The following is a 26,477-nucleotide window of genomic DNA, read 5'->3' on the forward strand; positions in this document are numbered from 1 at the left end:
CCTTGCGACATGCAGGGCAATCGGAAACGGGGCCGTGGCATGAACCCAGCGCAGATCAGCGGGCAGCGCCGGCCAGGCGTGAACGGCGACGGGCCAGCATCGCCCGGCGCCAGCGCCCGCCGGCGTCGAAACCGGCCGGCCGGGATGACCCGGGTCGTCATCGGCGCCTTCGGCGTGCTTGCCGTTCTCCTCGCCATCGGCTTTGTCCTGCGCGAGCCGATCGGCGACAAGCCCTATCTGAAGATCGCCGGCGCCGGCTTCATCTTCAATTACCGTGTCGCCGAGGTGTTCTACGGCTTCACGGCAGAGGTCCAGAAGCCGGTACGCAACCTGTCGCTGCTGGAGGCCACGTTCGAGGATCCGGCCGGCGGCCCGCCGATTCGCGTCAGCGAACGGCTGAACCCGCGGACGAAGCGCTACTCGCTGCGGACACCACCGGTGCGGGGCGTCCAGAAGGACCGGCCGTACACGGTGACGGTCCGGCTGATCCAGAACGGCGACAATGCAGTTCTGTTCGAGGATGAACTCACGGTCCGGTCGCAAATGGCCGACGACGTCGTGCCCGACCAGCCGCTGACCGTCGGCCCCGGTTACATGCGCAATCCCGCGCTCGCAGAAGACGCACCCGCGCCGCAGTGACGGGCGGACGCGGACGCTTTCGGGCGGCCCTTCCGCCCGCTGCGGCAGAATGACAGAGCGCCCGTCCGTTGACATTTTAGTTGACGTCAACATATTTTGTGCATGAACATGCGTGAAGACCTGCCGCTTTCCGTCACCATCGAAGTCCGCGACCATTGCCTTTGCCTGCATATGCAACGGGCCGCCCGGGCCCTCGCCCGTCGTTTCGACGAGGCGTTGCGTCCGCACGGCATCACCAGCGGCCAGTTCTCGCTGCTGATGTCGCTCAACCGGCCGTCACCGCCGCGCATCAGCGACATTGCGCCGCTGCTCGGCATGGACCGAACGACGCTGACCGCCAATCTGAAGCCGCTCGAACGGCGCGGTCTGGTGGAAGCCGTGCGGGATCCGGAAGACAAGCGCAGTCGGCGCCTGCGACTGACGGCGGCTGGCCAGGACACGCTGGCGGCGGCCCTGCCCGTGTGGCGCAAGACGCACGAAGCGATAGACCGCCTCCTGCCAGATACCGACCCGGCACAGCTGCGGGCGGACCTGCGCGCGTTGTCCTGATCTCTCGGGATCAACGGCGGGACGCTGACCAGGGGATGGACGCGTGCAGCGCGATACGGTATGAGAACGATCATTCGCTCTCGCTTCATGGGCAAGCCTCGATGAACAGCAGCCTGCCCGTCGATTCGTACGCCTCGGCGGCGACCCTACCGACAGCCCACGACCAGCGCCGGATGCATGTCCTGGCGGCGGCGCGGACGTGCTTTGCGCGATCGGGCTTTCATGGCGCGTCGATGCAGCAGATCTGCGCCGAGGCGCAGATGAGCCCCGGGGCCCTCTATCGGTATTATCCATCCAAGGAAGCAATCATCGAGGCGATCGCCGAGGAGGAGCGGATCGACGCGGCCGCCTGCGTCGCGGCGCTGCACGGCGAGGGCAGCCTCGTTGACCGGATCACCGCCGTCGGCATGGAATATCTGCGCCAGACTCTCGATCCCGACACCGGCGGGCTGATGGTCGAGATCTGGTCCGAGAGCATCCGCAACACGGCGCTCGGCCAGCGCTTCCACGAGATCGAGGCCGAGGTGCGACGGGCTTTCCACGCTGCGCTGCTGCGCGCGCAGGAGGACGGCGAGATCGATCCTGGCATCGATATCGACGTCGTTCTGACCGTGCTGTTCGCCATCGGCGACGGCCTGGTCATGCGCCTGCAGATCGAGGACGACGCCGACATCGAGACGATCGAGCCGTATCTGCGGCGGGTCATCAAGGGACTGCTGGGCGCGCCCTGACGGGCCTGTCTCTCCGAAGCATGCCGCGCCGGCGCATCCGGCAGTTTCGAGACCCTTTGATTTCGCGGGATGCCCCGCCAGTGAGGCCACCATGTCCTTCCGCCCCCCGGTTCTGCTGCTGATGCTCGCGGCGATCATCGCCGCGACGCCCGGCGCCGCGCAGGAAAGCGATGCGCCCGCCACGGCACCCCAGCCGCCGAGCGTCTCGGTCGTCGAGGCGACGGCGCGCGAGATCGTCGCGACCGTGGTGGTCACCGGCACGCTGGTGCCGCGCGAGACGGTCGTCGTGGGGGCCGAAGTGGACGGGCTGCGCATCGACGAACTGCTCGCCGACGAAGGCGACACCGTCGACGCCGGCGCGGTGCTGGCGCGGCTCGAGACCGACATGATCGAGACCGATCTCGCCCGCAACGATTCGCAGGTTGCCCGCGCCGACGCCGCGCTGGCACAGGCGCAGAGCCAGATCGCCGAGGCGGAGTCGGCCAAGGTCGAGGCCGACGCCGCGCTGGCCCGAACCCGGCCGCTGGCCGACAAGGGCATTGTCGGCCGCGACGTGCTCGACCAACGCATCTCCGCCGCGGCGGCGACCGCCTCGCGGCTTGCCAGCGCCTATCAGGGCGTCTCGGTCGCCGAAGCCGACAAGGCGATGACGCAGGCCGAGCGGCGGCAGCTGGAGCTGAAAAAATCCAAGGCGGTGATCACTGCGCCGACAGCTGGCCTCGTGCTGTCGCGATCGGCGCGGCTCGGTGCCATCGCCTCGGCATCCGGTGGTGGCCTGTTCGAGATCGCCCGCGACAATCTCATCGAACTGGACGCGGAAGTCACCGAATCGGTGCTGAATTCGCTGGCCAAGGGCCAGACCGTGACGGTGACGCTGCCCGGCGACCGCGACACGATCGAGGGGACGGTGCGGCTGGTCTCGCCGCTGGTCGACGCGGCCACCCGGCTTGGCCGGGTCCGCATCGCGCTGCCGCCCTCGGACCTTCTGCGCAGCGGCAGCTTCGCCCGCGGCGCCATCGAGATCGCCCGCAGCCAAGGCATCGTCCTGCCGAACACCGCCGTCGTCACCGACGGGGACGAGTCGGTCGTCCAGGTGGTGCGCGACGGCACGATCGAGAGCCGGCCGATCCGGATCGGCATCAACACCGGCAGCGAGGTGGAAATCCTCGACGGGCTGGCGGAGGGCGAAGCGGTGGTGGCGCTGGCAGGCACCTTCGTGCGCGACGGCGACCGAGTCACCCCGACGGAGATGCAATCGGCAGAGGTGCAGGGATGAACTGGAACTTCTCCGCCTGGGCGATCCGCAATCCGGTCCCGCCGATCCTCCTGTTCGTCGTGCTGATCGCGCTCGGCATCGTCAGCTTCATGACGCTGCCAATCACCCGCTTCCCGAATATCGACGTGCCGGTGATCTCGGTGACGATCACCGAATCCGGCGCGGCGCCCTCGGAGCTCGAAACGCAGGTCACCAAGAAGGTCGAGGACGCCATCGCCGGCATCTCGGGCCTCAAGCACGTGACCTCGACGATCACCGACGGCTCGTCGATCACGGCGGCCGAGTTCCGGCTGGAGATCGACGTCGATCGGGCCACCAACGACGTCAAGGACGCCATCGCCAAGATCCGCTCGGACCTGCCGCGCACCATCGAGGAGCCGATCGTCCAGCGCATCGAGGTCGAGAACCAGTCAATCGTCACCTACGCCGCCTCCTCCCCCGGCAAGACGCCGGAACAGCTCTCCTGGTTCGTCGACGACGTCGTGATCCGGGCCTTGCAGGGGCTGAACGGCGTCGGCCGGGTGGAGCGCATGGGCGGCGTCGAGCGCGAGATCCAGGTGCGCCTCGATCCCGACCGGCTGGCGGCGCTCGGCATCACCGCGGCGGACGTCAACCGGCAGCTGCGCGCCACCAATGTCGACCTCTCCGGCGGCAGGGGCGAGTTCGGCGGCCAGGAACAGGCGATCCGCACGCTCTCCTCGGCCGACACGGTCCTCGGCCTCGGTACCGCGAAGATCTCGCTGCCGGGCAGCCGCCAGGTGCGGCTGAGCGAACTCGGCGAGGTCGTCGATTCGTGGGAGGACCCGCGCTCCTTCGCACGGCTGGACGGCCAGCCGGTGGTCGCGTTCTCGATCTATCGCTCGAAGGGCGCCAGCGACACGACCGTCGCGGATCTCGCCGCCGCCAAGGTGGACCAGCTCGCCGCGGCCAATCCGGACGTGCAGTTCACCAAGATCGACGACAGCGTCACCTACACCTACGGCAATTTCGAATCGGCGATGGAGACGCTGGCCGAAGGCGCGCTGCTCGCGGTCATCGTGGTGCTGCTGTTCCTGCGCGACTGGCGGGCGACGGCCGTCGCGGCGATCACCCTGCCGCTGGCGGCGATTCCGACCTTCTGGGCGATGGACCTGATGGGGTTCTCGCTCAACCTCGTCAGCCTGCTCGCCATCACGCTGGTGACCGGCATTCTCGTCGACGACGCAATCGTCGAGATCGAGAACATCGAACGCCACATGGCGATGGGCAAGCCGCCCTACAAAGCCGCCATGGAAGCCGCCGACGAGATCGGCCTTGCCGTCATCGCCATCACCATGACGATCATCGCGGTGTTCGCGCCGGTGAGCTTCATGGGCGGCGTCGCCGGCCAGTATTTCAAGCAGTTCGGCCTGACGGTGGCGGTGGCGGTGTTCTTCTCGCTGCTGGTGGCGCGGCTGATCACGCCCATGCTGGCAGCATATTTCTTCCATCCGCACGCGACGACCGGCCCGAGCTTTGGCCGGATGCTCCGCCGCAACCTGCTTGTGGCCGCGCCGCTCGCGGGCATCGCCATCGGGCTCCTGTTCGCGCTGGCCGCGCTGCCGGGTGCCGCTGCCGAAAACCCGGCCTTCGCCACTGTCGCTGGCTTTGCGGCCATGCTGCCGGCGGTGTCCTTCGACCAGGCGGCCGATCTCTCGCTCGCGATCATGGGCGGCGCCGTCGTGCTGGCGATCCTGTTCGCCTATATCGGCATGCCACATCCGGCGGAGCAGCATGACGGCGTGCTGATGCGGGCCTATACCGGCTTCCTGCGGGCGACCGTGCGCTGGCGCTGGATCACCCTTGCCGCCGGCATCGCGCTGTTCGCGCTGGCCATCGACAGCGTGAAATACCTGCCGACGGGCTTCATCCCGAAGGAAGATGCCTCGCGGATCGTGGTTTCGCTGGAACTGCCGCCCGGCTCGACGCTGGAAACGACCCTTGCCGTGACGGACAAGGCGGTGGCGAGCATTCGCGAACTGCCGGAAGTGCGCAGCGTCCTCGTCATCGGCGGATCCAGTCCCACCGGCACGCTGGAAGTGCGGCGGGCGGCGCTGACGATCAACCTGACCCGCAAGTTCGAGCGCACCCGCAGCCAGGGCGACCTCGAGCCGGTCATCGCCGACAGGCTGGCGGCGATCCCCGACATCCGCTCGTTCTACGTCAACGACCGCGGCGAGCGGGAATTGTCGGTCGGCATCCTCGGCGCCGACGGCGCGAAGGTGGCGGCGGTGGCGGCGGAACTCGAAAGCCAGATGCGGCGCGAGCCGATCTTCGCCAACCCCTCGGCCATGGCCTCCTTCGCCCGGCCGGAAATCCGCATCCGCCCCCGCCTCGACGAGGCGGCGGACCTTGCCATCGCGCCGGAGACCATCTCGGAGACGGTCCGCGTCGCGACGATCGGCGACGTCGGGGCGAATCTTGCCAAGTTCAATGTCGGCACGCGGCAGGTGCCGATCCGGGTGCAACTGCGCGAGGATGCGCGTGAGGATCTGTCGACCATCCGCAGCCTGCGTGTGACCACCGGCAGCGGCGCCTCGGTGCCGCTCGAGAGCGTCGCCGACATCAGCTTCGGCCAGGGCCCGTCGACGATCGACCGCTACGACCGCGACCGTCTGGTCAAGGTCGGCACCTCGATGATGCCGGGCTACGAGATCGGCCAGGGCAGCGAGGTCATCATGGCCCTGCCGGCGGTCACGGACATGCCGCCGGGCGTGCGGATCCAGGAAGTCGGCGACGCGGAAATCCAGGCCGAGGTCTTCGCCGGCTTCGCCTCGGCGATGGGCGCCGGCATCATGATGGTGCTGGTCGTGCTGATCCTGCTGTTCGGCAGCTTCTTCCTGCCGATCACCATCCTTGCCTCGCTGCCGCTGTCGGTGGGCGGCGTCGTCGGCGCGCTGCTGCTGACCCATACGGCGATCTCGATGCCGGTGGTGATCGGCATCCTGATGCTGATGGGCATCGTCACCAAGAACTCGATCATGCTGGTGGACTTCGCCGTCGAGCAGGAAAAGCACGGCGTGAGCCAGACGGAGGCGATCATCGATGCCGGCCGCAAGCGGGCGCGGCCGATCATCATGACCACGCTGGCCATGGCGGCCGGCATGGTGCCGGCGGCGATGGCGACCGGCGAAGGCGGCGAATTCCGCGCGCCGATGGCGATCGCCGTGATCGGCGGTCTCCTGGTGTCAACCGTGCTTTCGCTGGTCTTCATCCCCTCGGTCTACACACTGATGGACGACCTCAGCCATCTGGTCGGGCGGCTGTTCTCGCGGCTCCTGAAGCCCAACAGGGCCGACGAGGACGCGGCCCACGGCAACGAGGCAGTGGCCAATCCGGCGCGCCCCGCGGAACCGGATCTCTTCGGGCCCAGCTGGCAGCGCGTCACCGAGTTTCCGCAGCGCGCCAAGCCAGACCGCGACGACCGGCTCCAGCCGGCGGCCGAATAGCGCGGGCGCCGGCCAGAACCGGGAGCTCGCTACCGGAACGTCAAGAACGACTAAGCGGGGCGACAAGTTTATTTGACAGCGGCCGTGTCTCGCCTCCGCCGCCGCTGTCGGTTACCGTCGCCCTGCCGGCAATGGCACGCGACGCGGCAGCTTCTGCCCGGGGCAACGAAGGGCAGAGATGACACGCACGACAGAGGCCGAGGGCCTCCGCGCCATCGCCGACGACTACGACGCGTTCTTTCTCGACCAGTTCGGCGTCGTCCACGACGGCATGCGCGCCTACGATGGCGCCGCCGAGGCGGTGTCGGCCTTTGCGGCGATGGGCAAGCCCGTCGTCTTCGTCACCAATTCGGGTCGGCCGGCGGCGTTCAACGAGGCGCGGCTGGCGCGGCTCGGCGTTTCGCGCGAGACCTATCTCGCCTGCGTCACCTCGGGGGACGTCGCGATCCAGCTGTGCGAGGATGGCGTGTTTCCGCTGCCGAAGGATCGGCGCATACGATGCCTGACGATCTCCAGCCTCGACGACTACAACCTCTCCGACCGGCTCGGCTGCGTGCGGACGAATAGCGGAGCGGACGCCGACCTCGTGGTCATCGCCGGCAGCCAGGCCGACACGATCCCGATGTCAGATTACGAGGCGATGATGCGTCCCGCCGCCGAACGGGGCGTCGCCTGCATCTGCACCAATCCGGACCGGCACATGCTGACGCCATCGGGCCTGGTGCCGTCTGCCGGGGCGATCGCAGACCTTTATGCCGAGCTCGGCGGGCCGGTCACCTTCGTCGGCAAGCCGCATCCGGAGATCTACGAAGCCGCCCTTGCGCTGATACCGGGCGTCGAGAAGCGGCGGATCCTCTGCATCGGTGACAGTATCGACCACGACATTGCCGGCGCCGCCGGCTTCGGCGCGGCCCGGGCGCTGGTGCGCACCGGTATCCTCGCCGATGTCGAGGAAGCTGCGATCGACGGACGGCTCGCGGCGGCCGGCGTGACCGTCGACCACATCCTGCCGGCCCTGCGCTGGTGACGGTCTCCGGCTAGGCCACCGCCCGGGGGCGCGGTACGGCGCGCAGATGGCCGCCGGTCTTGCCGCCGGGCAGCGCCGCGATCCGGTCCGCGACGGCGAGCAGCTTCGCCCGGTCGATGCCGGTGCGGATACCGCCTTCGGCAAAGGCGAAGTCGAGATCCTCGGTGGCGGTGTTGCCGGTGGCACCCGGCGCAAAGGGACAGCCGCCGAGCCCGGCGGCGGCTCCCTCGATGACCCGCACGCCTGCCTCGTAAGCATAGAGCGCGTTGGCGACGCCCATGCCGAACGTGTCGTGGCCGTGGAACGCCCATGACGTTTCGGGCGAGTCGGCCATCACGGCAGCAAAGCGCTTGCGCACCGTGAGCGGATCGGCCCGACCGGTCGTGTCGCACAGCGCGAACTCCGCGGACGGTGCGATGGCGAGCGCCGCGCGGAAGACGCGCGCGACATCGTCCATCGGCACCGTGCCGATGAATGGACAGTCGAAGCTGGTGCCGAGATCCACCCTGAGGCGAAGCCCCTCGGTACCGGCGGTCGCCGCGACGATCGCCCGCAACTGATCGAGCGATTGCGCCACGGTCTGGCGGACATTGTTGAGATTGTGCGCCTCGGAGACCGAAACGACGAAGACGATCTCGGGGTAGCCATGCTGGAGCGCGAGTTCCGCGCCTTTGGCATTGGGCACCAGAACCGAGAGCCTTGCCCCGGCGTGGCCGCGGAAATGTGCCGCGATCTCGGCCATGTCGGCCATTTGGGGAATCGCCTTCGGGCTGACGAAGGAGCCGAGTTCCATCCGGGTGATGCCGGCGTCGAGCAACCCCTCGATGACGGCGATCTTCTCCGCCGTCGGCAAGGGCTCGGCGATCGACTGGAAGCCGTCGCGCGGCGCGACCTCGACGATCTCGACGGACGGCGGCGCCACGGCCTCAGACATGATCGGCACCGCCGACGCCGACCGGCTTCTCCCGGAACATGTTGAAGATGAACTGGAGGCCTAGCGCCCCGAAACCGATGGGCAGCATGGCGTAGGGGATCCACATCGGCGTGCCGAACGCGCTCGACACGCGCTCGCCATAGCTCCAGGCGTCGTGCGCCATCAGGTAGCCGCGCCAGGTGAGAATCCCGCAGAAGGCGGCGCCCGTCAGGCCGACGACAACCGCCAGAACCCTTCGGGCGCCATCGCCCACCCCCTCGGTGAGGAAGGTGATGCCGATATGCTCGCCGCGCCGCTCCACGTCGGCAGCGGTCATGATCGCCACGTAGACGAGCAGGAAGCCGTTGACCTCGAGGCTCCATGACGTCGGCGCGGCGAAGGCGTAGCGCATCGTCGCGTCATAGGTGATCGTCAGGACCATCGAGGCGAGGATGACCTGCCCGATGATCTGCAGGAACCGCGAGAACTGGTCGACGATCCGGATCGGTACGGCGAGCATAGTGTTGCCTCCTAGGCGTCCTGGCCCATCGCGAGGGCGATCGCCCGCTCGCCGACCTCGGTGCCGACCTCGTTGATCCAGCTGGTGCGGACATTGGCGCTGACCTCGGCGAAGCGCGCCAGTTCTTCCTCGGTCGGGTCGATCACCTCGATGCCCTGCTCGACGAAGGCCGGCCAATACTGCTTCTCGAAATAGTCGACATTGGCGGCACGCGCGCTGTTCTCGTCGAACCACTCGGCGCCGGCGAGGAAGGCGTTGCGGACAGGCTCGTCGAGTGCTTCCCAGCGATCGGTCTGGACGAAGATGCCGATCGAGAACGCCGTGACCGGCAGGCGGTAGACGTGCTTGGCCTGTTCCTGGATGCTGCGGCCGTTGATCGTCGAGATGTTCGCGACGGCCGCGTCGATCGTGCCGCGCTGCAGCGCGAGATAGAGCTCCGAGGACGGGATCCGCACAGCGCCGCCGCCGAAATCCTCGACCGCCTTGGTGGCCTCGAAGGACACGACGCGGATCCGCTTGCCGCGAATGTCATCGAGGTTGCGCACCGGCGAGGCATCGGTGCTCCAGATGTACTCGGGCTCCAGCAGGCCGCCGCCGAGCGACAGCACCGTCAGGCCGTTCTTCTTCAGCTCCTCCTCGACCAGCTGGAACAGCGGCGTGCCGCGCTTCATCCGGTCGGGGTTCTCGAACAGCGGGCCGACGACACCCGGCAGGCCGGTGATGCCGAGGATCGGCAGCGACCGGGTGATGTAGGACGTGGTGTGGAACATGAAGTCGATATTGCCGGAGCGCAGCGCCGGCAACTGTTCGTCGGCCGACAGGAGCCGACCGGAATCGTAGAAGTCGATCGCGACGGCGTCGGCATGGTTCTCGTTGACGAAGTCGACGAAGCCCTGCGAGCCATAAGCGAGGTCGGCGTAGGACGGCGGCAGGTAGGTGACGCCGGTCAGCGTCTCCTGCGCCGCGGCCGAGCGCATGGAAAGGCCAAGGGCCGAGCCGGCCGCGAGGGCGCCGGTGGCGGTCAGAAAGGTGCGTCTGTCGATGGTCATGGTGGTTTCCTCCTCTTGATTGTTACCTGAGCAGATTGGGCAGCCAGAGCGTCAGGGCCGGGAACAGCACGAAGATCATCAGCATCACGAACTGCACCCCGACAAAGGGCACGACGCTGCGGATGATCTCCTCGATCTTCAGCACCGGCGCGACCGCCCGCAGCGTGTAGAGATTGAGACCGACCGGCGGGGTGATCACCGCGATCTCGAGGTTCATCACCAGGATGATGCCGAACCAGAGCGGGTCGTAGCCGAGCGCGGTGATCAGCGGCAGAAGGATCGGCGTCGTCACCACGATGAGCGATACCGCGTCGACCAGCATGCCGAGCCCGACCAGCACCAGCATGATCAGCAAGAGGATCAGTTCGGGCGGCAGGTCGGTGCCGACCAGGAGGCCCGAGATCGCGTCGGGCACCCGGACCAGGTTGAGATAGTCGCCGAAGATCCGCGCGCAGCCCATGATCAGCAGGATGGCGCCGGAGATCCGGACACTCGACCCGAGCACCTTGAGCAGGCCCTTGCCGTCGAGGCTGCGGAAGATCACGGCGGCGATGACGAAGGCACCGAGCGCTCCGAAGGCCGCCGCCTCGCTTGGCGTGGCGAAGCCGGAATAGATCGTGCCGAGCACCACGGCGATCAGGATCAGGGCGTGCCAGATGCCGCCGATGGCGCGAAAGCGGTCGCCCCAGCTGTAGTCGACGACGGCCTGCAACGGCGCCTCCTCCGGATGGAGCAGGGCGCGGATGTAGATGTAGACGCAGAGGGCGAAGGCGAGCGCCAGGCCCGGCACGATGCCGCCGATGAAGAGGTCGGCGACGGAGACGTTGGAGACGGCGCCGTAGATGATCAGCGGGACGCTCGGCGGGATCAGCATGGCCAGGGCGCCAGAGCTGACGACGCTGCCGGCCGCCAGACTGCGGCTGTAGCCGCGCTGCAGCATCTCCGGAATGGCAATCGAGCCGACCGCGGCGACACCGGCAATCGAGACACCGCTGACCGCGCCGAAGACCGTCGAGGCGCCGACCGTCGCGATGGCGAGGCCGCCGCGGAGCCATTGCAGCCAGACCACGGCCGCATGGAACAGGTTCTTGCCGACCGGCGTGGCCGCCAGGAGATTTCCCATCAGCACGAAGAGCGGCAGGGCCAGCAATTCGAAGCTGTTGAGCTGGCCGAACAGCGAGGTCGGGCCGAAGAAGAACGCCATCGAGCCGCGGGCCATGTAGAGCCCAGTGAGTCCCGCGGCCCCGAGCGCCAGGAAGATCGGGGCGCCGATCGCGATTAGCGCGAGCAGGATGACGACGACGATGACCGGTTCGATCATCGCAGGGTCTCCTGCCCGACCGTCGCGCAGCCAGCCATGTCGGGCAGGTCACGGGGGGCCGATGCCGGCCTGCTGCGCCGCTTGTGCTTCTGCCTGCTCACGTCGATCCTCCCGAACCCGTTTCGTGCCGCGCGCTGCCGCCCGTCATATGATGCCGTCGCCGTGAAGTCCGGCGATCCGGTTGTCATCATAGTCGAGCCATTCACGCAGGACGGCATCGGTATGCTCGCCCAGCAGCGGCCCCGTGTGACGGACCTCGCCCGGGGAAGCGGAGAGGCGCGGAAAGACGTTCTGCATGGCCGTCGGGCCGAGCCGCTCGTCGTCGACGCGCACGATCGACTCGCGCGCCTGGAAATGCGGGTCGTTCAGCATGTCGCGGGCGCGGTAGGTCAGTCCCGCCGGCACGCCGGCCGCAGCGAGCGCCTCAACCAGCCACGCCGCGGTCTTGGTCGCCGTCCACGCACCGACGAGCCGGTCGATCTCGGCCTGGTTGCGGCCGCGCGCCTGGTGGTTGGCGAAGCGCTCGTCGTCGGCGAGCTCGGGCTGGCCCATCAGCGCCGCCAGTCGCCGGAACAGGCTGTCCTGATTGGCGCCGATGATGATCATGTCGCCGTCGGCGGTCGGATAGGCATTGGACGGCGCGATCCCCGGCAGGAAGCTGCCGGAGCGCTCGCGCACATGGCCGCCGCGGTCATATTCGGTGACAACGCTTTCCATGACCGACAGCACCGCCTCGTAGATCGAGGCGTCGACCATCTGCCCTTCGCCGGTACTGTGGCGGTGCTGGAGCGCCAGCAGCGCTCCCTGGAAACCGCTCTGGCCGGCCAGCGTGTCGCCAATCGACAGGCCGACGCGGACCGGCGGCCGGTCGGGATAACCGCCGAGATAGCGCAGCCCGCCCATCGCCTCGCAGACGGCGGCAAAGCCTGCCCGTTCCGCATAGGGTCCGGTCTGGCCGAAGCCGGTGACCCGGACCATGATCAGGCGGGGATTGATCGCCCGCAGGTCCTCGTAGCCAAGGCCCCATTCCTCCATCCGACCGACGCGAAAATTCTCGACGATGATGTCGGTGCTAGAGGCAAGTTCCCGGACGATCGACTGGGCGGCGGGCTTGCGCAGGTCGAGGGTGAGCGATTTCTTGTTACGGGCGATGACCGGCCACCAGAGCGGGTTGCCGTCAGCGTCGGTGCGGCCCCACTGGCGCATCGAATCGCCGCCCTGCGGCGGCTCGATCTTGACGACTTCGGCCCCGAAATCGGCAAGCAGCTGGCCGCAGAACGGACCGGCGATCAGCTGGCCCATTTCAAGCACGCGTATGCCCTCGAGTGGCCTCATGCCGGCTCATCCTCCCCCGACGGCGCCGACGCGCCCTCGCCTTGCAGTCGCGCCCTCCCGGCGCGGACGACACCGAACTGGCATCGTCACATCGAGGCTAGACGCATTGTATCCAATTTGTCAAACTGACGTCGGATATCGGCATTTGAGGGGGACATATTGCAGTGCAATGTATCCAATAACTAATGTCGGGCCTATGGGGACGTGCATGACGGAACGGCGTCGGAACGCGAAGGAACGGACGGTCGACCGCGTCTACGACAGCGTTCGGGAAGCCATTCTCGCCGGCGGTCACTCGGGCGAGGCACGGCTGACCGAGGAGATGCTGGCGGAGCGCTACGGCGTCAGCCGGACACCGGTCCGCGCGGCGCTGCAGAAGCTGGAGAGCGACGGCTTCGTCGACATGATCCCGCGGGTCGGCGCCGTGGTGAAACGCCGGACGCTGGCGGAAGTGGCCGAGATCTACGAGGTGCGCTCGCTGCTGGAGAGCCACGCGGCCGGGCTGGCCGCGACACGCCGGCGCGACGAGGATGTCGACACGCTGAAGCGGCTGCAGGACGAGATGGACCGGATCGCCGGCAATGGCGACGTCGAGGGGCTGTCGACATTAAACCGCGATTTCCACACCGTCATCCTGGAAGCCAGCGGCAATCGCACGCTGACGGGGTCGACGACACGGCTGATGGAGATCGGCTTTTTGGTCCACACCTACGGCAATCTGGGCCGGCAGGACGTGGCGCGCAGCTTCACCGAACACCGCAACCTGATCGAGGCGATCGGCTCACGCGACGTCGAGTGGGCGGCGACGATCATGCGTGGCCACCTTCTCGGCACCCGCAACGCGCTCACGCAGATCATGAGCGAGAAGCGGGCCGCGGCAGCGGGTCCGTAACGAAGCCTCTATCTGCGCCGACCGGTAGCCGGACGGCGCAGGGACGCGTCAGTTCTGCCGCTTGAAGGTCGTGGCAGCGACGACGGTCGAATCGCCGGTATGGGAATAGATCAGTTCCATCGTGTCGTCGTCGGCCAGAGCGCCGTCGATATGGCCGTCCGTATCCCGTGCGACGATCGATTTGCCGTCGAACCCGATGACGCCCATGAAGGTCTCGCTGCTCTTCGCCGAGGAGAAGGTGCCCCAGAAACGGCGTCCGTCCTGGCCTTCGACCGCCATCGTGAACTCCATTTCGCTGAGACGCGGCGCCGCCTCGCCGTCTTCATGATGCGCCGCGCTGCCGAGAAGGATCGTCTCGCTGGTGCCGACCCAGTTGCCCTTGAGATCCGGCAACGCAGTCGCGTCCTGCGCGGTGGCCGTGCCGAAGGGGGCTGCGACGGCGAACGTCACGAGCATGGCGGCTAGCAGATTTTTCATGTGGGTCTCCTCTGGCGAATGACTGGCAGTCGCCCGTTCGCCGTCGCCCGGCGGAGAAGTGCGGCACCAGCCTAATCACCTGCCGCGAGGGGAGTCCAGCGACCGACCCGTCAAGGCCCGTCATCCCCGGGAGTCTTCGCGACAAAGCATCGGAGCGCGATCGCTTGCACAAGCGCGAACCAGGCGTCCCCCAGCGGCGAAAGGTCGTTGCCGGACAGGCCGCTTCCCTACCAGCCGATCTGCACGCTCCACGCGAAATCGCGGTTTTCGCCTGGCGCCAGGATCAGGATGCCCGGCTTGTCCCGGAACTCGCCGTCCCAGCCGACCGGGCTGGCCATGGAAAACCATGGCTCGATGCACAGGAACGGCGCGCCGCCCGGCTTCGACCAGATGCCGAGATCAGTGTAGCCGTCCCAGGCAATCGTCAGCGCCCGGACGACGCTGCCGTCTTCGGCCTGCGCCACGAAGCGGACGCTGCGGCTGGCGACGCCGGGCATCACCAGCGCGTCCCGCTCGAACAGCGCTTCCGTCAGGGGTAGCGTCCGACCATCGAAGGGGAGCGGCTTCGCCTCCCCCAGAAGGCCGCCCTCGACGGCAAGCGCGCCCCCTGTTTCCGGGGCCTCGAACACGATCACATGGTCGGTCCTGGCGACGCCGTCGGCCAGCGGCCAGCGAAACCCCGGATGGGCACCGACGCCGCACGGGAGCGCGTCTTCGCCGGGATTGTTGACGGTGCTGGTGACCGTCAGCGTGTCGGCAGTGATGGCGAACGTAACATCCAGCACGAACGGAAAGGGAAACATCTGCCGCGTCTCGGCATCGGCCTCGAGCCGGAGTACCGCGCGCGCCGCCGAGCGTTCGATCCAGGCGAAGCGGCGATCGCGGGCAAAGCCGTGCTGGCCGATCGGGTACGCGCGTCCGTCATGGCGTAGCGTGTCGCCGGCGAGCCTGCCGACGATCGGAAACAGCACCGGCGCATGGCGCGGCCATTCGGGACCTGCCTGCCACAGCAATTCTTCGCCGGCAGCGTCCCGGAGGCTGACGAGTTCGGCGCCATGGTCGCTGATCACGGCGCTGATGCCGCCCGCCGTCATCTCGTGCGTCTCGCTCACTGTCTGCTCCCTCTTGCGTTCCGTTGCCGGTCGAGATCGGAGCGAGCGTCCAGGCAAAGCCCGACCGACCGGTCCGCGCGGCCTTCTCTACTCGGCGGCGCCGACCAATGGCAGCTCTTCCGTCGACGCGACGGCGGGGTCGCCGACAAGGCCGAAGACCTCCATCTCCTCGCCGAAGCCGCGCAGCGGATACGCGCCGATGCTTTCGAAGGCCGTGGGGTTGTTGGCGATCTCGGCGAAAGCCTTCGACAGGAGGACGGGTCGCTTGACCGTCTTGGTCAGGTTCTCGAGGCGCGCCGCGGCGTTGACGGCCGGTCCGATGACGGTGAAGTCCAGCCGCCCGCGCGAGCCGATATTGCCGTACATCACTTCTCCCGCATGGATGCCGACGCCGTAACGCAGCACCGCGCGACCGTGGCGGTGGTGCTCGGCGTTGAGGATCCGCATCGATTCCCGCGCCTCGCCGACGGCCTGGATCAGGTCGTCGCAGGCGGTCGGCCGGTCCAGCGGAAAGATCGCCAGCAGGCCATCACCGACGAATTTCAGGATCTCGCCACCGCGGCGTTCGACCGGCTCGCAGATCGCGTCGAAATACTCGTTGAGGAGGTCGATGACGTCGTCGCGCGGCCAGAGTTCGGAAATGCCGGTGAAGTCGCGCAGGTCGCAGACCATGATCGCCGCCGATACGCTGCGGCCGGCGCCCCGGGTGATCGCGCCGGCGAGGATCTCGTCGCTCGCGTGCGGTCCGACATAGGTTTCCAGCAGCGTGCGCGCGAGGCGGTTCTTCAGCCGGATTTCGCTGACCAAAGAAAAGGCCGGCAGCAGATCCTGAAGGAAGGCAACGTCCTCGGCCGTCAGCCCTCCCGGCACGTCGGTGGCGAAGGTGATGACGTGGCGGCGGCCGAGCGTGTGCTCCAGCGGCCAGGCGACGTAGTCGGTCAGGCCCTCCGCCCGCAACTGCGCGAACAGCGAATACTCGCCGGCCTCGGGCGGCAGGGTCAACTGGCGGCGAACCTCCGGCGCCCCGCGATGGACCTCGGCGACGGGGCTGTCGAGATATTCCGGGCTTTCCATTGCGCCGTGCTCATAGGTCAGGATCTCGGCTTCCGCCATGCCGTTGCGCCAGAGGATCCGTGCGCCCAGCCATTGCGGATGCTGGATGCGGAACTGCAGGGTGGCGCGCACGATCGGGATCCCGGCGGCCCGCAACCGGTCGCACAACTGCAGGAAAATCCTGTCCGCGAAACGCTCGTCGCGGGTGCCGAGCATCAGCCAGTCGAGAATTCGCGTCCGGTGCAGCGGCCACTGGCCGGGTTCGCGCAATGAAGGTGCCATGCGTTCCGTGTCCATTACGGCTTCCCATCGTCATCCGGCATGATTGCGCCTGCCCCGACACGCCCTCGCCGCCGCGACAGCTCTTTTGGCTGGCGGGTGCGAGAACGGCTTGCGAGCAATATGGTGCAGTAGCGAGTCGAGCGATAACATGAACGTTTGATGACGGGAATCCGCCCGCCCGAGCCTGGGCCCGTCATCCAGTAGCGATGACGTGAGCCACCGGCGTTCTTGCCCTGGAGGCCGATCGGCGTATCTCCGGCCCACCCGCAAGCCAGGAGTCTTTCGATGCGTGCCATCGGCTACCAGCAATCCCTTCCGATCACCGACGAGCGCGCGCTGCTCGATCTCGACCTGCCGCGTCCCGATCCCGGCCCGCACGACCTGCTCGTCGCGGTGCGGGCGGTCTCGGTCAATCCGGTCGACACCAAGGTGCGCATGCGGGCGCAGCCGGAAACGGGCCAGTCGAAGGTGCTCGGATGGGACGCCGCAGGTATCGTCGAGGCCGTCGGGTCGGCGGTGACGCTGTTCCAGCCGGGCGATGCGGTCTACTACGCCGGCGCCCTGCAGCGGCCCGGCACCAACGCCGAGTATCACCTCGTCGACGAGCGGATCGTCGGCATGAAGCCCGCTTCGCTCAACGACGCGGAAGTCGCGGCGCTGCCACTGACGGCGCTGACTGCCTGGGAGGCGCTGTTCGACCGGGCTGGACGTCGCCCGCCCGGTGAACGGTGCGGTCCCGGCGATCCTGATCGTCGGCGGCGCCGGCGGTGTCGGCTCGATCGCCATCCAGCTGGCACGGACGCAGACCGACCTCACCGTCATCGCCACCGCCTCCCGTCCGGAGACACGCGAATGGTGCCTCGCGCTCGGCGCACATCACGTCATCGACCACAGCAAGCCACTGGCGGCCGAGATCGAAGCGCTCGGCATCGGCAGTCCGGCCTTCGTCTTCTCGACCACCCAGACCGACCGGCATCTCGCCGAGATCGCCCGGCTGATCGCACCGCAGGGCCGGTTCGCCTTGATCGACGATCCGGCGACGCTCGACGTGTCGCTGCTCAAGCAGAAGAGCGTGTCCCTGCACTGGGAGTTCATGTTCACCCGCTCGATGTACGAGACGGCGGACATGGCGCGCCAGGGCACCATCCTCAACGAGACCGCCCGTCTGATCGACGCCAAGGTGCTGCGCACGACACTCGCCGAGCGGCTCTCTCCCATCGACGCCGCCAATCTGCGCGCGGCGCACCGGCTGATCGAGAGCGGCCGCGCCAAGGGCAAGATCGTCCTGGAAGGCGGGGAATAGCCAGCCCGGGCACAAGGCTCGAAACCATCTCCCTGCGGTCCCGGTCCGAGCCCGCGGGGAGAGCAAAGGACCCGCCGGGCGGACGTCGCTTCAATCAGGCCGTGTTGGCGGCCGGTTCGGTGGCGGCGTTACGCCGGCGAACCAAGTCGCTTGCTGCCGCCGCGTTCTCGTCGTCATTGCCGCCCGATACCTGCACGGTGGAAACGGCGATCTTGATGCCGTTCTCGGCGAAGGCCTTCTTGATCATCAGGAGCGCCTTGCGCTTGATGACGAACTGCTCGCCCGGCTTGGTCATCATCTTCATCCGCAGCACCACCGCGTAGTCGCCGAAACTGTCGACCCCCTGCATCTTCAGCGGCTCGATGATGCTCGGCGCAAACTCCGGATCGTCGGCGAGTTCCAGCCCGATCTTCTTGATGATCCTGCGGGCGAGGTCGATGTCTGAATCGTAGGTGACGTTAATCACCATCTTGTCGATCACCCAGTCGCGGCTCATGTTCTGGATCGCGCCGAGGTCGCCGAAGGGCACGGTGTAGACCGGGCCGCGATGGTGCCGGAGCCGCACCGAGCGCAGGCTGAACGACTCCACCTTGCCCTTGTAGCCGCCGCTCTGGATGTACTCGCCGACGCGGAACGCATCGTCGAGCATGTAGAAGATGCCGGCGAGGAAATCCTTGACGACGGTCTGCGAACCAAGGCCGATCGCCACGCCGAAGATACCGGCGCCAGCGATCAGCGGTCCGATTGCGATGCCCATTCCCGACAGGATCGTCAGGATGGCGACGACCAGGATGAAGGTCGCCAGCGTGTTGCGGAAGATCGGCAGCAGGGTGCGCACCCGCGCCCGGTGCACGGCTGCTTCGGGATCGTCGTCGTCCTCGCTGGCAGCGGCATCGAGCTTGCGGGCGATGAACACCTTGGCGAGGTTCCAGAGAAGGTCGGCGACGAGCAGGATGATGATGCCGTGTAGAATGCCGATCGCCAGGCGCTGCAGCACGTCGTTCGGAGCCGACATGATCGGGCTGAAGCGCCAGACCGAGGCAAGCCAGCCGACCGCCAGGGCAATGACCAGCGCCCTGATGCCGCGCACGATCAGGACGTTGGTCAGCGCCTGGGTCAGCGTCGCCTCGCCCCTGCGCGCGGCCACCGTCTGGGCGGCATGGCCGGCATTGGCGATGAGCCGCGGCAGGACCAGCGCGTAGAGGCCGATCCACAAGGCGCCGAACATGCCGACGGCCCACAGCAGCCAGAGGCCGACCAGGTAGAGGGTCAGCAGCCAGTTCCGGCTGGTGCCATGAAGGGGATCGGCATCCGGCCGACGCCAGACGGTCTCGACGGCGATGCCCAGCAGGCCGAGGCCCCACGCAAGGGCCGCCAGTCTGACAACATCGGTGGTGAAGCCCAGCGCCGGCATGACGCTGAGGGTCCCCCAGACCAGCAGCCCGTAACCGGCACCAAGCGTCAGACGGCGTTTCCAGAAGCCCGCCGAAGCAGCACTGACCGGCAGGATGCGCGGCACGCGACGGACCTCCGTGCTCAAGCCGGGCCCGGCTACTGGATCGGGCGCCAGCAGGACTCGCAGGGAAACGATCACGAGGCGAATCAGGATGACCGCGACGAGATAGGTCAGCACCATCTTCCGCAACAGCGGTGGCCAGTCCAACGCGAGGAAAAGACCGGTGCTGGCCACGCCGAAGACGACGAGCGGGACAAATTGCGACACGAACCCGACGGTCAGTCGGGTTTGATCGAGGACCGCTCCGCCGGTCGGCGTTGCACGGCGACGAACAAGGCGCCCGACGAGCCGTTCCGCCGCGTATCCGAAGCCGATCAGGAGCGCGAGAATGGCAAGGCCCCTGCCGGGGTTGCCGGCATTGACGTCGCGCGCAACGACGGCGGCGGCGCGCTCGAATTCAGCCGGGATCCGCGGGATCGCGGCGATCAGATCGGCAAGGCGGGCGCGATACAGCGCCTCCCACTCGCCGATGACGGTGGCGATCGAGTCATCCTCCGGCTCAGCTGCCGGCAGATTCCTCGCCTCCAGCCAGCCGCGTACGTCCGGATCGTCGAGAAGCTGCAGCAGCTGCTCGACCTTCTGCGGCGCGACGCTCGTGGTCTGCGCGGCGGGTGCCGGGGCCTGCTGTGAGGAGGGGGAGGACGTTCCGACAAGGACCCAAAGCAAGACCAGAAAGGCCCGGCAGAACCCGCCTTGCATGATCGGCGTCAGGACCGTCACTGCCGTGGCCTCCGCGACGAGGGAAGTGATCCAGATTACGGCTGGCTTCGGCGCTCGGCAAGGGATGCCTTCGGTCAGGTCTGATCAAGCACGACGCGGACCCTGCGCGCCGAGGGCAGAGCAAGCGATCCCCCGGCAGGGTCTATGACGATAAAAAGTGCATGACGATCATTTAGGCAATTGACAGCTCCCGAACGCTCCGCTTCACTTACTTCCATGTTAGTAAGTGCCTGCCAGACGCCTCCGAAGCGGCCGGAACCATGGGTTGGACCTCGGTCACCAATCCACCGCGCACGCCCGGATGCCTTGCCAGCGTCACCTGCTTGCAGCGCCGGACGCGCGCTCGTCGTCAGCCTCTTCACCGCGACAAGGAAGTTTCCATGCAGTCTTTGAGAACCACCACCGGCGCAGCGCTCGTCTCTCTTGCGATCGGCCTTTCGCCGCTCGCCGCGGCCGCCCAGGAGACCGTCGAGCTCAACATGGCAACCCCGTGGGCCGGTGGGCACTGGCTGGAAATCGGGGCGAAGAAATACGCCGAGATCGTCGATCAGATGACCGACGGACGCGTCAAGATCAACGTCTTCCCGGCCGGCGCGCTCGGACCCGCACTCAAGGTCACCGAGTCGGTGCAGATGGGCATCGCCGACATGGGCCACGCCTGGGGCGGCTACGACTGGTCGGTCGATCGTACCAGCGCGATGTTCGCGGGCTGGCCCGGCGGCCCGAACCCGGAAGAGTACATGATGTGGCTCTATAACGGGAACGGCCTGACGCTCTGGAAGGAATGGCGCGACGACGTCTTCGACGTGGTGGCGATCCCTTGCGGCGTGACGGAGACCGAGATCTTCATGCATGCGCACAAGGCCGTCCGCACGGTCGAGGACCTGCAGGGTCTGAAACTGCGCACCTCGTCGGCATGGGCCGAAATCGCGCCGAAGCTCGGCGTTTCGACCGTCATCCTGCCGGGCTCGGAAGTCTTCTCCGCGCTCGAGCGGCAGGTCGTCGACGCCATCGAATGGGGTGGCCCGGGCGGCAACATGCAGGAAGGCTTCGACAAGATCGCGCCGTACATGATGATGCCGGGGGTCCATTCCCGCGCCGCAGTCCACGACTGCATCTACAACAAGGCCGCCTGGGAGCGCATTCCGGAGAAGGACCAGGGGCTCCTGGAAATGGCCGGAAAGCTCGCCATGCTCGAATCCTATCTGGGCTACGCCAAGATGGACATCGCCGCCTACGAGGCGATGAAGAAGGACTCGCCCGCCGAAATGGTGCAGGTCGACGACAGCCTGGTGAAGGCGGTCGGCGAAGCCTCCCGCGAATGGGCCGTGGAGCAGTCCGGCGACAATGAGTGGTTCAAGCGGGTCTACGAAGACCAGGCCGCATTCCTCGACTCGATTTCCGGTCTGGCGGAGTTCCGCTTCGCACCGGGCGCCCGGTAGTCTCGCAGCGATGGTCCGGACGGGTGTCTTGCGGCACCCGTCCGGCATTCGCGTCACTCCCGCACGACAGACGAGTGTTCGGTCCCCGTTTTCTCAAGCGCCTCGCGCTTGACCGCGTGCCCGTCGCGTCAGGCTCCTTTGATCCCCATCGTCGAGTAACCCCCTTGCACGCAGCCACGACCAGCGGCCGGCTCCGCTCAGCCCGCCTGCCTCTTGCCCCAAAGAGGCACCCATGACCGCCCTCATCCGCGGCATCCAGGCCGTCTCGCTCTGGTCCGGCAGGATCGCCGCCCTGCTCCTCCTGCCGCTCGTCTTCGCCATGGTCTACGAGGTCGTCAGCCGCTACGTCTTCGACGCCCCGACCCAGTGGGCGTTCGAAGTCAGCTACATGATGATGGGCACGATCTTCCTGTTCGGCCTGTCCTATGCGCTGCGCAACAACGCTCACGTCAATGTCGACTTCATCCACGCCCATCTGCCGCGACGGCTCGTCGGGATGATCGACTGCATCGCCTTCGTGGCGATGACGGGACTCCTCGTGTGGCTGACCATGACGCTCGCCGATGGCGTCATCCGCACATACCGGACCGGCGAAGGCTCGGGCCTTTCGGCCTGGAACCCGCTCGTCTGGCCCTTCCGGCTCATCTATGCGCTGGGCTTCGGGCTGTTCGCCCTGCAGATGGGTGGCAAGGTCCTCGAGGCGCTGCTGGTCATCCTCGGCCGGCCCCTTCCCCCTCTTTCCGGCGACATAACGGTCGACGAGAAGGCGGGCGCGGCATGACCAGCGAAACCGTCCTGTGGATGTTTCCGGCGCTGCTGGCGCTGATCATCCTCGGCATCCCGATCGCCTTTTCGATGATGCTGGTCGCCCTCGGATTCGGCTTCATGCGCTTCGGCGACATCGTGATCCTGCAATTTGCCCAGCGGGTGGACGAGGTCGCGACGAACTACGTGCTCGGCGCCATCCCGCTCTTCATCTTCATGGGGGCAATCCTGGAGCGCGCTGGCATTGCCGAACGGCTTTTCGACGCGCTCTACATGTGGACACGCCGACTGCCGGGCGGTCTGGCGATCGCGGCCTTGCTGATGTGCACGATCTTCGCCGCGGCATCGGGAGTGGTCGGCGCCACCGAGACGCTGGTCGGCATGCTCGCCATCCCGGCGATGCTCAAGCGCAAGTACAATCATTCGCTGATCTCGGGGACCGTCTGCGGCGGCGGATCGCTCGGCACGGTGATTCCGCCGTCGATCCCGGTCATCGTGCTGGCGCCGATCGCTGCCTTGCCGGTCGGTGATCTGCTCGCGGGCATCCTCGTCCCCGGGATGCTGATGTCGACGATGTTCATGCTCTACATCCTCATCGCCTGCGCGCTGAAACCGTCGCTTGCGCCGGGCGAGACGGAACCCGACCCTCGCAGTTTCGCCGAGAAGATGTCGTTCACCCTGTCGGCGCTGGTTCCGCCCATGGTCCTGATCGCAACGGTGCTCGGAACTCTGTTCACAGGCCTTGCGACACCGACGGAAGCGGCAGCGTGCGGCTCGTTCGGGGTGCTTATCCTGGCGTTGTTCTATCGCCGGTTGACGTTTCGGATGCTTCTCGCCGCCTCGCTGCAGACGGTGTCGCTGACCGCGATGATCCTTGCCATCGTCCTCGCCGGCTCGCTGTTCTCCGGCGTTTTCTTCGCCTCCGGCGGCATGATGGCCGTGCGGGGCATCCTTGATTCGTTTGGGCTGGAAGCCTGGTCGGTGGTGGCGCTGCTGCTGGGGATCACCTTCGTCCTCGGCTTCGCGCTCGACCTGATCTCGATCGTGCTGATCATGATGTCGATCGCGGTGCCGATCCTCGCCCTTTACGGCGTCGACCCGCTGTGGTTCGCGATCATCTTCCTGGTGACGCTGCAGACGAGCTATCTCACTCCGCCGATGGCACCGTCGATCTTCTATCTTCGTGCCATCGCGCCGTCCGAGATCACGCTGACCCAGATGTATTGGGGCGTGATCCCCTTCATCTGCTGCCAGGTCATCGTCCTGGCGCTCGTCATCCTGTTCCCCGCCCTGGCCACCTGGATGCCGCGCTTCATCTACGGCTAACCGGCCGACCCAACAGCATGGACATGCAATGATCTACGAAGAACGCGACTACCACATCAGACCCGGCAAGCTTGCCGCCTTCGTCGCCTGCTACCGCGACCACGGCGTCGCGCTGCAGAAGAAGTATCTCGGCACCTTCGTGAGCTACTTCACGACCGAGATCGGCGAACTCAACCATGTCGTCGCCCTTTGGGGCTTCAACAGCCTCGACGAGCGGGCCGCGATGCGCAAGGCGATGCTCGCCGACCCGGCGTGGCAGGACTATCTCGCGCGCGTCGACGGCATGATCGAGCGGCAGACGACCCGCATCCTGACGCCCACCGACTTCTCGCCGCTGCAATGACCGCCTTCGACGTCTCGACCGCCGACGGCGCGACACTTGCTGCCTCGCGCGACGGCGCTGGTCCGGCGGTCGTGCTGGTCAGCGGTCTCGGCGGCACCGGCGGTTTCTGGAAACCCGTCGTGACCGGCCTCGCCGGGGCCCATGAGGTGTTCAGCTTCGACCAGCGCGGCATCGGCGGCTCGGCGCGCGGCACGGCCGAGACCACAATCGACCGGCTTGCCGATGACGTGCTCTCCCTGCTCGATGCGGCAGGCATCGACAGCGCCGTGATCGTCGGGCATTCCACCGGCGGCTGCATTGCCCAGACCCTCGCTGCGAAGGCGCCGGACCGGGTTCGAAAGCTGTGCCTGAGCGCCACCTGGCTGCGTCCGAGCCGATACATGACGGCGCTGTTCGAGACGCGACTGCGGCTGCTCGAAGGAGACCCCGTTGCCTATGCGGCAACCGCCACGCTGATCTCCTTCGCGCCGGCCTGGCTGGAGGAGAACTGGTCGGCCTACGAGCGGGCGGTCGCAAATGCGCCGCAGGGCGAGACCCAGCGCAAGGTGGTCGCCGAGCGGATTGCGGCCCTGCTCGCCTTCGATGGCAGCGCCAGCCTCCCGGCAATCACCATGCCCGTCTCCATCATCGGCGCCGAGGACGACATGATCGTCCCGGCTTTCCTGCAGCGGGCGCTCGCCGAAGCACTGCCCGCCGCGACGACCACCATGCTGCCGGACGGCGGACACTTCTTCCCCGTCTCGCGCACGCGCGCCTTCGTGGCGCATCTCGCCGACTGGGCAGGGCAGCAGCCATAACGCCGGCCATGGGCGATGACGCGCTGCGCCGAAACTGAAAGGGAAGCCAGAATGAAGCTCGCCGGCAAGGTCGCCATCATCACCGGAAGCGGTTCGGGCATCGGCCAGGAGACCGCCAGGCTCTTCATGGCAGAAGGAGCCGTCGTGGTCGTCGCCGATCGTGACGAGGCGGCAGCCGAGCGTGTCGCCGCCGAGCTGACCGCCGCTGGCGGAACCGCAAGCGCGATCCCCGTGGACGTGTCGGTCGAGGCCGAGGTCGCGGCGATGGTCGCGACCTGCGTCGAGCGTTACGGCCGCCTCGACATCCTGGTCAACAATGCCGGCTACGGAATCGCCGGGACGGTGGTCGATACCGCGGTCGCGGACTGGGACGCGCTGTTTTCAGTCAACGTCCGGGGCGTGTTCCTCGGCTGCAAGCACGCGATCCCGGTGATGGAGCGGCAGGGCGGCGGCGCGATCGTCAACACCGCCTCCGGCGGCGCGATCGTCGGCATCTACGACCGGGCGGCCTACACTGCGTCGAAAGGGGCGGTCGCGGCGCTGACCCGTGCCATGGCGATGGATCACGCGGAATCGAAGATCCGCGTCAATTGCGTCGCGCCCGGCACGATCGAGACCCCCTATTTCACCAAGATCTTCGCGAACTCGCCCGATGCCGCCGGCCTGCGCAAGTTGCTGGAGGACCGGCAGGTGATGCAGCGGCTGGGCCAGCCGGTGGAGATCGCCCGGGCCATCCTGTTCCTGGCCTGCGACGATTCCTCTTTCAGTACCGGCTCGACGCTGGTCGCCGACGGTGGCTGGACCATCCGGTAATCGACCCGACGCCCTATATGCAGCCGTGGAGGCGGCTGCCTCAGACGGTTCGAGACCGGCCGGAGCGCGACGAGTCCATGTCGGCGGACACTCGTCGTCACCAAAGACGTCGGCGCGAAGCATCGGGAGGGATACGATCGGCGACCTGAAGGAACGTATCGAAGACCTATCGGTCGAATTGCTGGTACGCCATGGCTACCAGGGCTTCCGGTTCCGCGACATCGCGGACCGGCTCGGGACGACTCGTGCCGCCGTTCACTACCATTACGGCAACAAGCAGAAACTCTGCGAGGCCGTGGTGGTGCAGTACATCACCACGCTGCTCGGCCGATGGGAGCATAACTGGGCCAGCGAGAAAATCTTCAGCGACAAGATCATCGGCATGATGGAGGCAAACCGCGAGCGCTACCTCGTCTTCAATCCCACGGGGAGGACGACCAATCCCTGGAGCCTGATCTCCCGGATGCGCGTCGATCGCGACCTGATCGGACCGAAGGCGCAGGACGCCATCAACGGCTTCGGCATCACGCTGGAGCGGCTGATCATCGCGGCGATCGGCCAGGCCGTCATGCGCGGGGAGCTCGTCGCCGACATTCCCCGGCGGGACGTCGCCCTGCAGCTTGTCGCGATCGCCGACAGCGCTGGCGCGATCACGCAGGATGGTGGTGGTTTCGAGCGGCTTGACCAGCTCTATCGATCCTTCGCCCGGATCGTCGAACATGCCTATGGGCGCGCGCGTGGCGACGCCGCCCCGCCGGGTATCGCATCGATCGCCGGTGGCCGGCCCGGCGCGTAGCCCCATGACGGTC

General features: G+C 67.2%; 23 protein-coding genes and 1 pseudogene. 15 read left to right on the plus strand and 9 right to left on the minus strand.

Going from position 1 to position 26,477, the window contains the following annotated elements:
• Window positions 1-39: 39 nt before the first annotated feature.
• The 6 genes from GTW51_RS14365 (at window position 40) to GTW51_RS14390 (ending at window position 7,689) form a co-directional block, all read left to right on the plus strand.
• A complete protein-coding gene (locus GTW51_RS14365; RefSeq protein ID WP_246233130.1) occupies window positions 40-639 on the plus strand; it encodes a hypothetical protein in 600 nt (199 codons plus the stop codon).
• A 102-nt stretch (window positions 640-741) separates the two neighbouring features.
• The gene (locus GTW51_RS14370; RefSeq protein WP_163044718.1) at window positions 742-1,188 is read left to right on the plus strand and encodes a MarR family winged helix-turn-helix transcriptional regulator; all 447 of its coding nucleotides are present in this window, start codon (window positions 742-744) and stop codon (window positions 1,186-1,188) included.
• A 101-nt stretch (window positions 1,189-1,289) separates the two neighbouring features.
• Window positions 1,290-1,919, plus strand: coding sequence for a TetR/AcrR family transcriptional regulator (locus GTW51_RS14375; RefSeq protein WP_246233132.1), 630 nt, complete (start codon window positions 1,290-1,292; stop codon window positions 1,917-1,919).
• A gap of 91 nt (window positions 1,920-2,010) precedes the next feature.
• Window positions 2,011-3,195, plus strand: coding sequence for an efflux RND transporter periplasmic adaptor subunit (locus GTW51_RS14380; protein WP_246233134.1), 1,185 nt, complete (start codon window positions 2,011-2,013; stop codon window positions 3,193-3,195).
• The gene (locus tag GTW51_RS14385; protein ID WP_163044720.1) at window positions 3,192-6,662 is read left to right on the plus strand and encodes an efflux RND transporter permease subunit; all 3,471 of its coding nucleotides are present in this window, start codon (window positions 3,192-3,194) and stop codon (window positions 6,660-6,662) included. Before GTW51_RS14380 ends, GTW51_RS14385 begins: the two co-directional genes overlap by 4 nt.
• Window positions 6,663-6,840: 178 nt before the next feature.
• Window positions 6,841-7,689 (plus strand): TIGR01459 family HAD-type hydrolase, encoded by an 849-nt coding sequence (locus tag GTW51_RS14390; protein WP_163044721.1) that lies wholly within the window; start codon window positions 6,841-6,843, stop codon window positions 7,687-7,689.
• 10 nt (window positions 7,690-7,699) lie between these two features.
• Here the strand turns inward: GTW51_RS14390 and GTW51_RS14395 are convergent, their stop codons facing one another.
• From GTW51_RS14395 to GTW51_RS14415, 5 genes are all read right to left on the minus strand, one after another.
• Window positions 7,700-8,623, minus strand: coding sequence for a hydroxymethylglutaryl-CoA lyase (locus tag GTW51_RS14395; RefSeq protein WP_163044722.1), 924 nt, complete (start codon window positions 8,621-8,623; stop codon window positions 7,700-7,702).
• Complete coding sequence (locus tag GTW51_RS14400) at window positions 8,616-9,122, minus strand: TRAP transporter small permease (RefSeq protein ID WP_163044723.1); 507 nt, start codon at window positions 9,120-9,122, stop codon at window positions 8,616-8,618. Before GTW51_RS14400 ends, GTW51_RS14395 begins: the two co-directional genes overlap by 8 nt.
• 11 nt (window positions 9,123-9,133) lie before the next feature.
• On the minus strand, window positions 9,134-10,171 hold the full coding sequence (locus GTW51_RS14405) for a TRAP transporter substrate-binding protein (RefSeq protein WP_163044724.1): 1,038 nt from the start codon (window positions 10,169-10,171) through the stop codon (window positions 9,134-9,136).
• Window positions 10,172-10,193: 22 nt separating this feature from the next.
• Window positions 10,194-11,492 (minus strand): TRAP transporter large permease, encoded by a 1,299-nt coding sequence (locus GTW51_RS14410; RefSeq protein WP_163044725.1) that lies wholly within the window; start codon window positions 11,490-11,492, stop codon window positions 10,194-10,196.
• Window positions 11,493-11,636: 144 nt separating this feature from the next.
• On the minus strand, window positions 11,637-12,827 hold the full coding sequence (locus GTW51_RS14415) for a CaiB/BaiF CoA transferase family protein (RefSeq protein ID WP_163044726.1): 1,191 nt from the start codon (window positions 12,825-12,827) through the stop codon (window positions 11,637-11,639).
• Window positions 12,828-13,035: 208 nt separating this feature from the next.
• On the opposite strand from GTW51_RS14415, the gene GTW51_RS14420 reads away from it, so the two are divergent.
• A complete protein-coding gene (locus tag GTW51_RS14420; protein WP_163044727.1) occupies window positions 13,036-13,719 on the plus strand; it encodes a GntR family transcriptional regulator in 684 nt (227 codons plus the stop codon).
• Between the two features lie 48 nt (window positions 13,720-13,767).
• Here the strand turns inward: GTW51_RS14420 and GTW51_RS14425 are convergent, their stop codons facing one another.
• From GTW51_RS14425 to GTW51_RS14435, 3 genes are all read right to left on the minus strand, one after another.
• Window positions 13,768-14,196 carry a hypothetical protein gene (locus GTW51_RS14425; protein ID WP_163044728.1) on the minus strand — a complete coding sequence of 143 codons (429 nt, stop codon included), beginning with the start codon at window positions 14,194-14,196 and terminating at the stop codon, window positions 13,768-13,770.
• A gap of 227 nt (window positions 14,197-14,423) precedes the next feature.
• Entirely contained in the window at window positions 14,424-15,308 is an 885-nt protein-coding gene (locus GTW51_RS14430; RefSeq protein WP_163044729.1) for an aldose epimerase family protein, read from the minus strand.
• An 87-nt stretch (window positions 15,309-15,395) separates the two neighbouring features.
• Window positions 15,396-16,658, minus strand: coding sequence for an adenylate/guanylate cyclase domain-containing protein (locus GTW51_RS14435; RefSeq protein ID WP_163044730.1), 1,263 nt, complete (start codon window positions 16,656-16,658; stop codon window positions 15,396-15,398).
• A 270-nt stretch (window positions 16,659-16,928) separates the two neighbouring features.
• On the opposite strand from GTW51_RS14435, the pseudogene GTW51_RS14440 reads away from it, so the two are divergent.
• Window positions 16,929-17,946, plus strand: a pseudogene (locus GTW51_RS14440) (zinc-binding alcohol dehydrogenase family protein).
• 94 nt (window positions 17,947-18,040) lie between these two features.
• Here GTW51_RS14440 and GTW51_RS14445 read toward each other — a convergent pair.
• The gene (locus GTW51_RS14445) at window positions 18,041-20,182 is read right to left on the minus strand and encodes a mechanosensitive ion channel family protein (RefSeq protein WP_343034020.1); all 2,142 of its coding nucleotides are present in this window, start codon (window positions 20,180-20,182) and stop codon (window positions 18,041-18,043) included.
• Between the two features lie 380 nt (window positions 20,183-20,562).
• Here GTW51_RS14445 and GTW51_RS14450 point away from each other — a divergent pair, with 380 nt between their 5' ends.
• The 7 genes from GTW51_RS14450 to GTW51_RS14480 all read left to right on the plus strand — a co-directional run bounded on the left by GTW51_RS14450 (window position 20,563) and on the right by GTW51_RS14480 (window position 26,464).
• Entirely contained in the window at window positions 20,563-21,624 is a 1,062-nt protein-coding gene (locus tag GTW51_RS14450; protein ID WP_163044731.1) for a type 2 periplasmic-binding domain-containing protein, read from the plus strand.
• A gap of 232 nt (window positions 21,625-21,856) precedes the next feature.
• Window positions 21,857-22,405, plus strand: coding sequence for a TRAP transporter small permease subunit (locus GTW51_RS14455; RefSeq protein WP_163044732.1), 549 nt, complete (start codon window positions 21,857-21,859; stop codon window positions 22,403-22,405).
• A complete protein-coding gene (locus tag GTW51_RS14460) occupies window positions 22,402-23,715 on the plus strand; it encodes a TRAP transporter large permease (protein WP_163044733.1) in 1,314 nt (437 codons plus the stop codon). Before GTW51_RS14455 ends, GTW51_RS14460 begins: the two co-directional genes overlap by 4 nt.
• 28 nt (window positions 23,716-23,743) lie before the next feature.
• On the plus strand, window positions 23,744-24,058 hold the full coding sequence (locus GTW51_RS14465) for an NIPSNAP family protein (protein ID WP_163044734.1): 315 nt from the start codon (window positions 23,744-23,746) through the stop codon (window positions 24,056-24,058).
• Complete coding sequence (locus GTW51_RS14470; RefSeq protein ID WP_163044735.1) at window positions 24,055-24,855, plus strand: alpha/beta fold hydrolase; 801 nt, start codon at window positions 24,055-24,057, stop codon at window positions 24,853-24,855. The genes GTW51_RS14465 and GTW51_RS14470 overlap by 4 nt, the downstream gene beginning before the upstream one ends.
• 51 nt (window positions 24,856-24,906) lie before the next feature.
• Window positions 24,907-25,668 carry an SDR family oxidoreductase gene (locus tag GTW51_RS14475; RefSeq protein ID WP_163044736.1) on the plus strand — a complete coding sequence of 254 codons (762 nt, stop codon included), beginning with the start codon at window positions 24,907-24,909 and terminating at the stop codon, window positions 25,666-25,668.
• A 178-nt stretch (window positions 25,669-25,846) separates the two neighbouring features.
• Entirely contained in the window at window positions 25,847-26,464 is a 618-nt protein-coding gene (locus tag GTW51_RS14480; protein ID WP_163044737.1) for a TetR/AcrR family transcriptional regulator, read from the plus strand.
• The last annotated feature ends 13 nt before the right edge of the window (window positions 26,465-26,477 follow it).

Origin of the sequence: Aurantimonas aggregata (assembly GCF_010500835.1) — a bacterium.
Lineage (GTDB): Bacteria > Pseudomonadota > Alphaproteobacteria > Rhizobiales > Rhizobiaceae > Aurantimonas > Aurantimonas aggregata.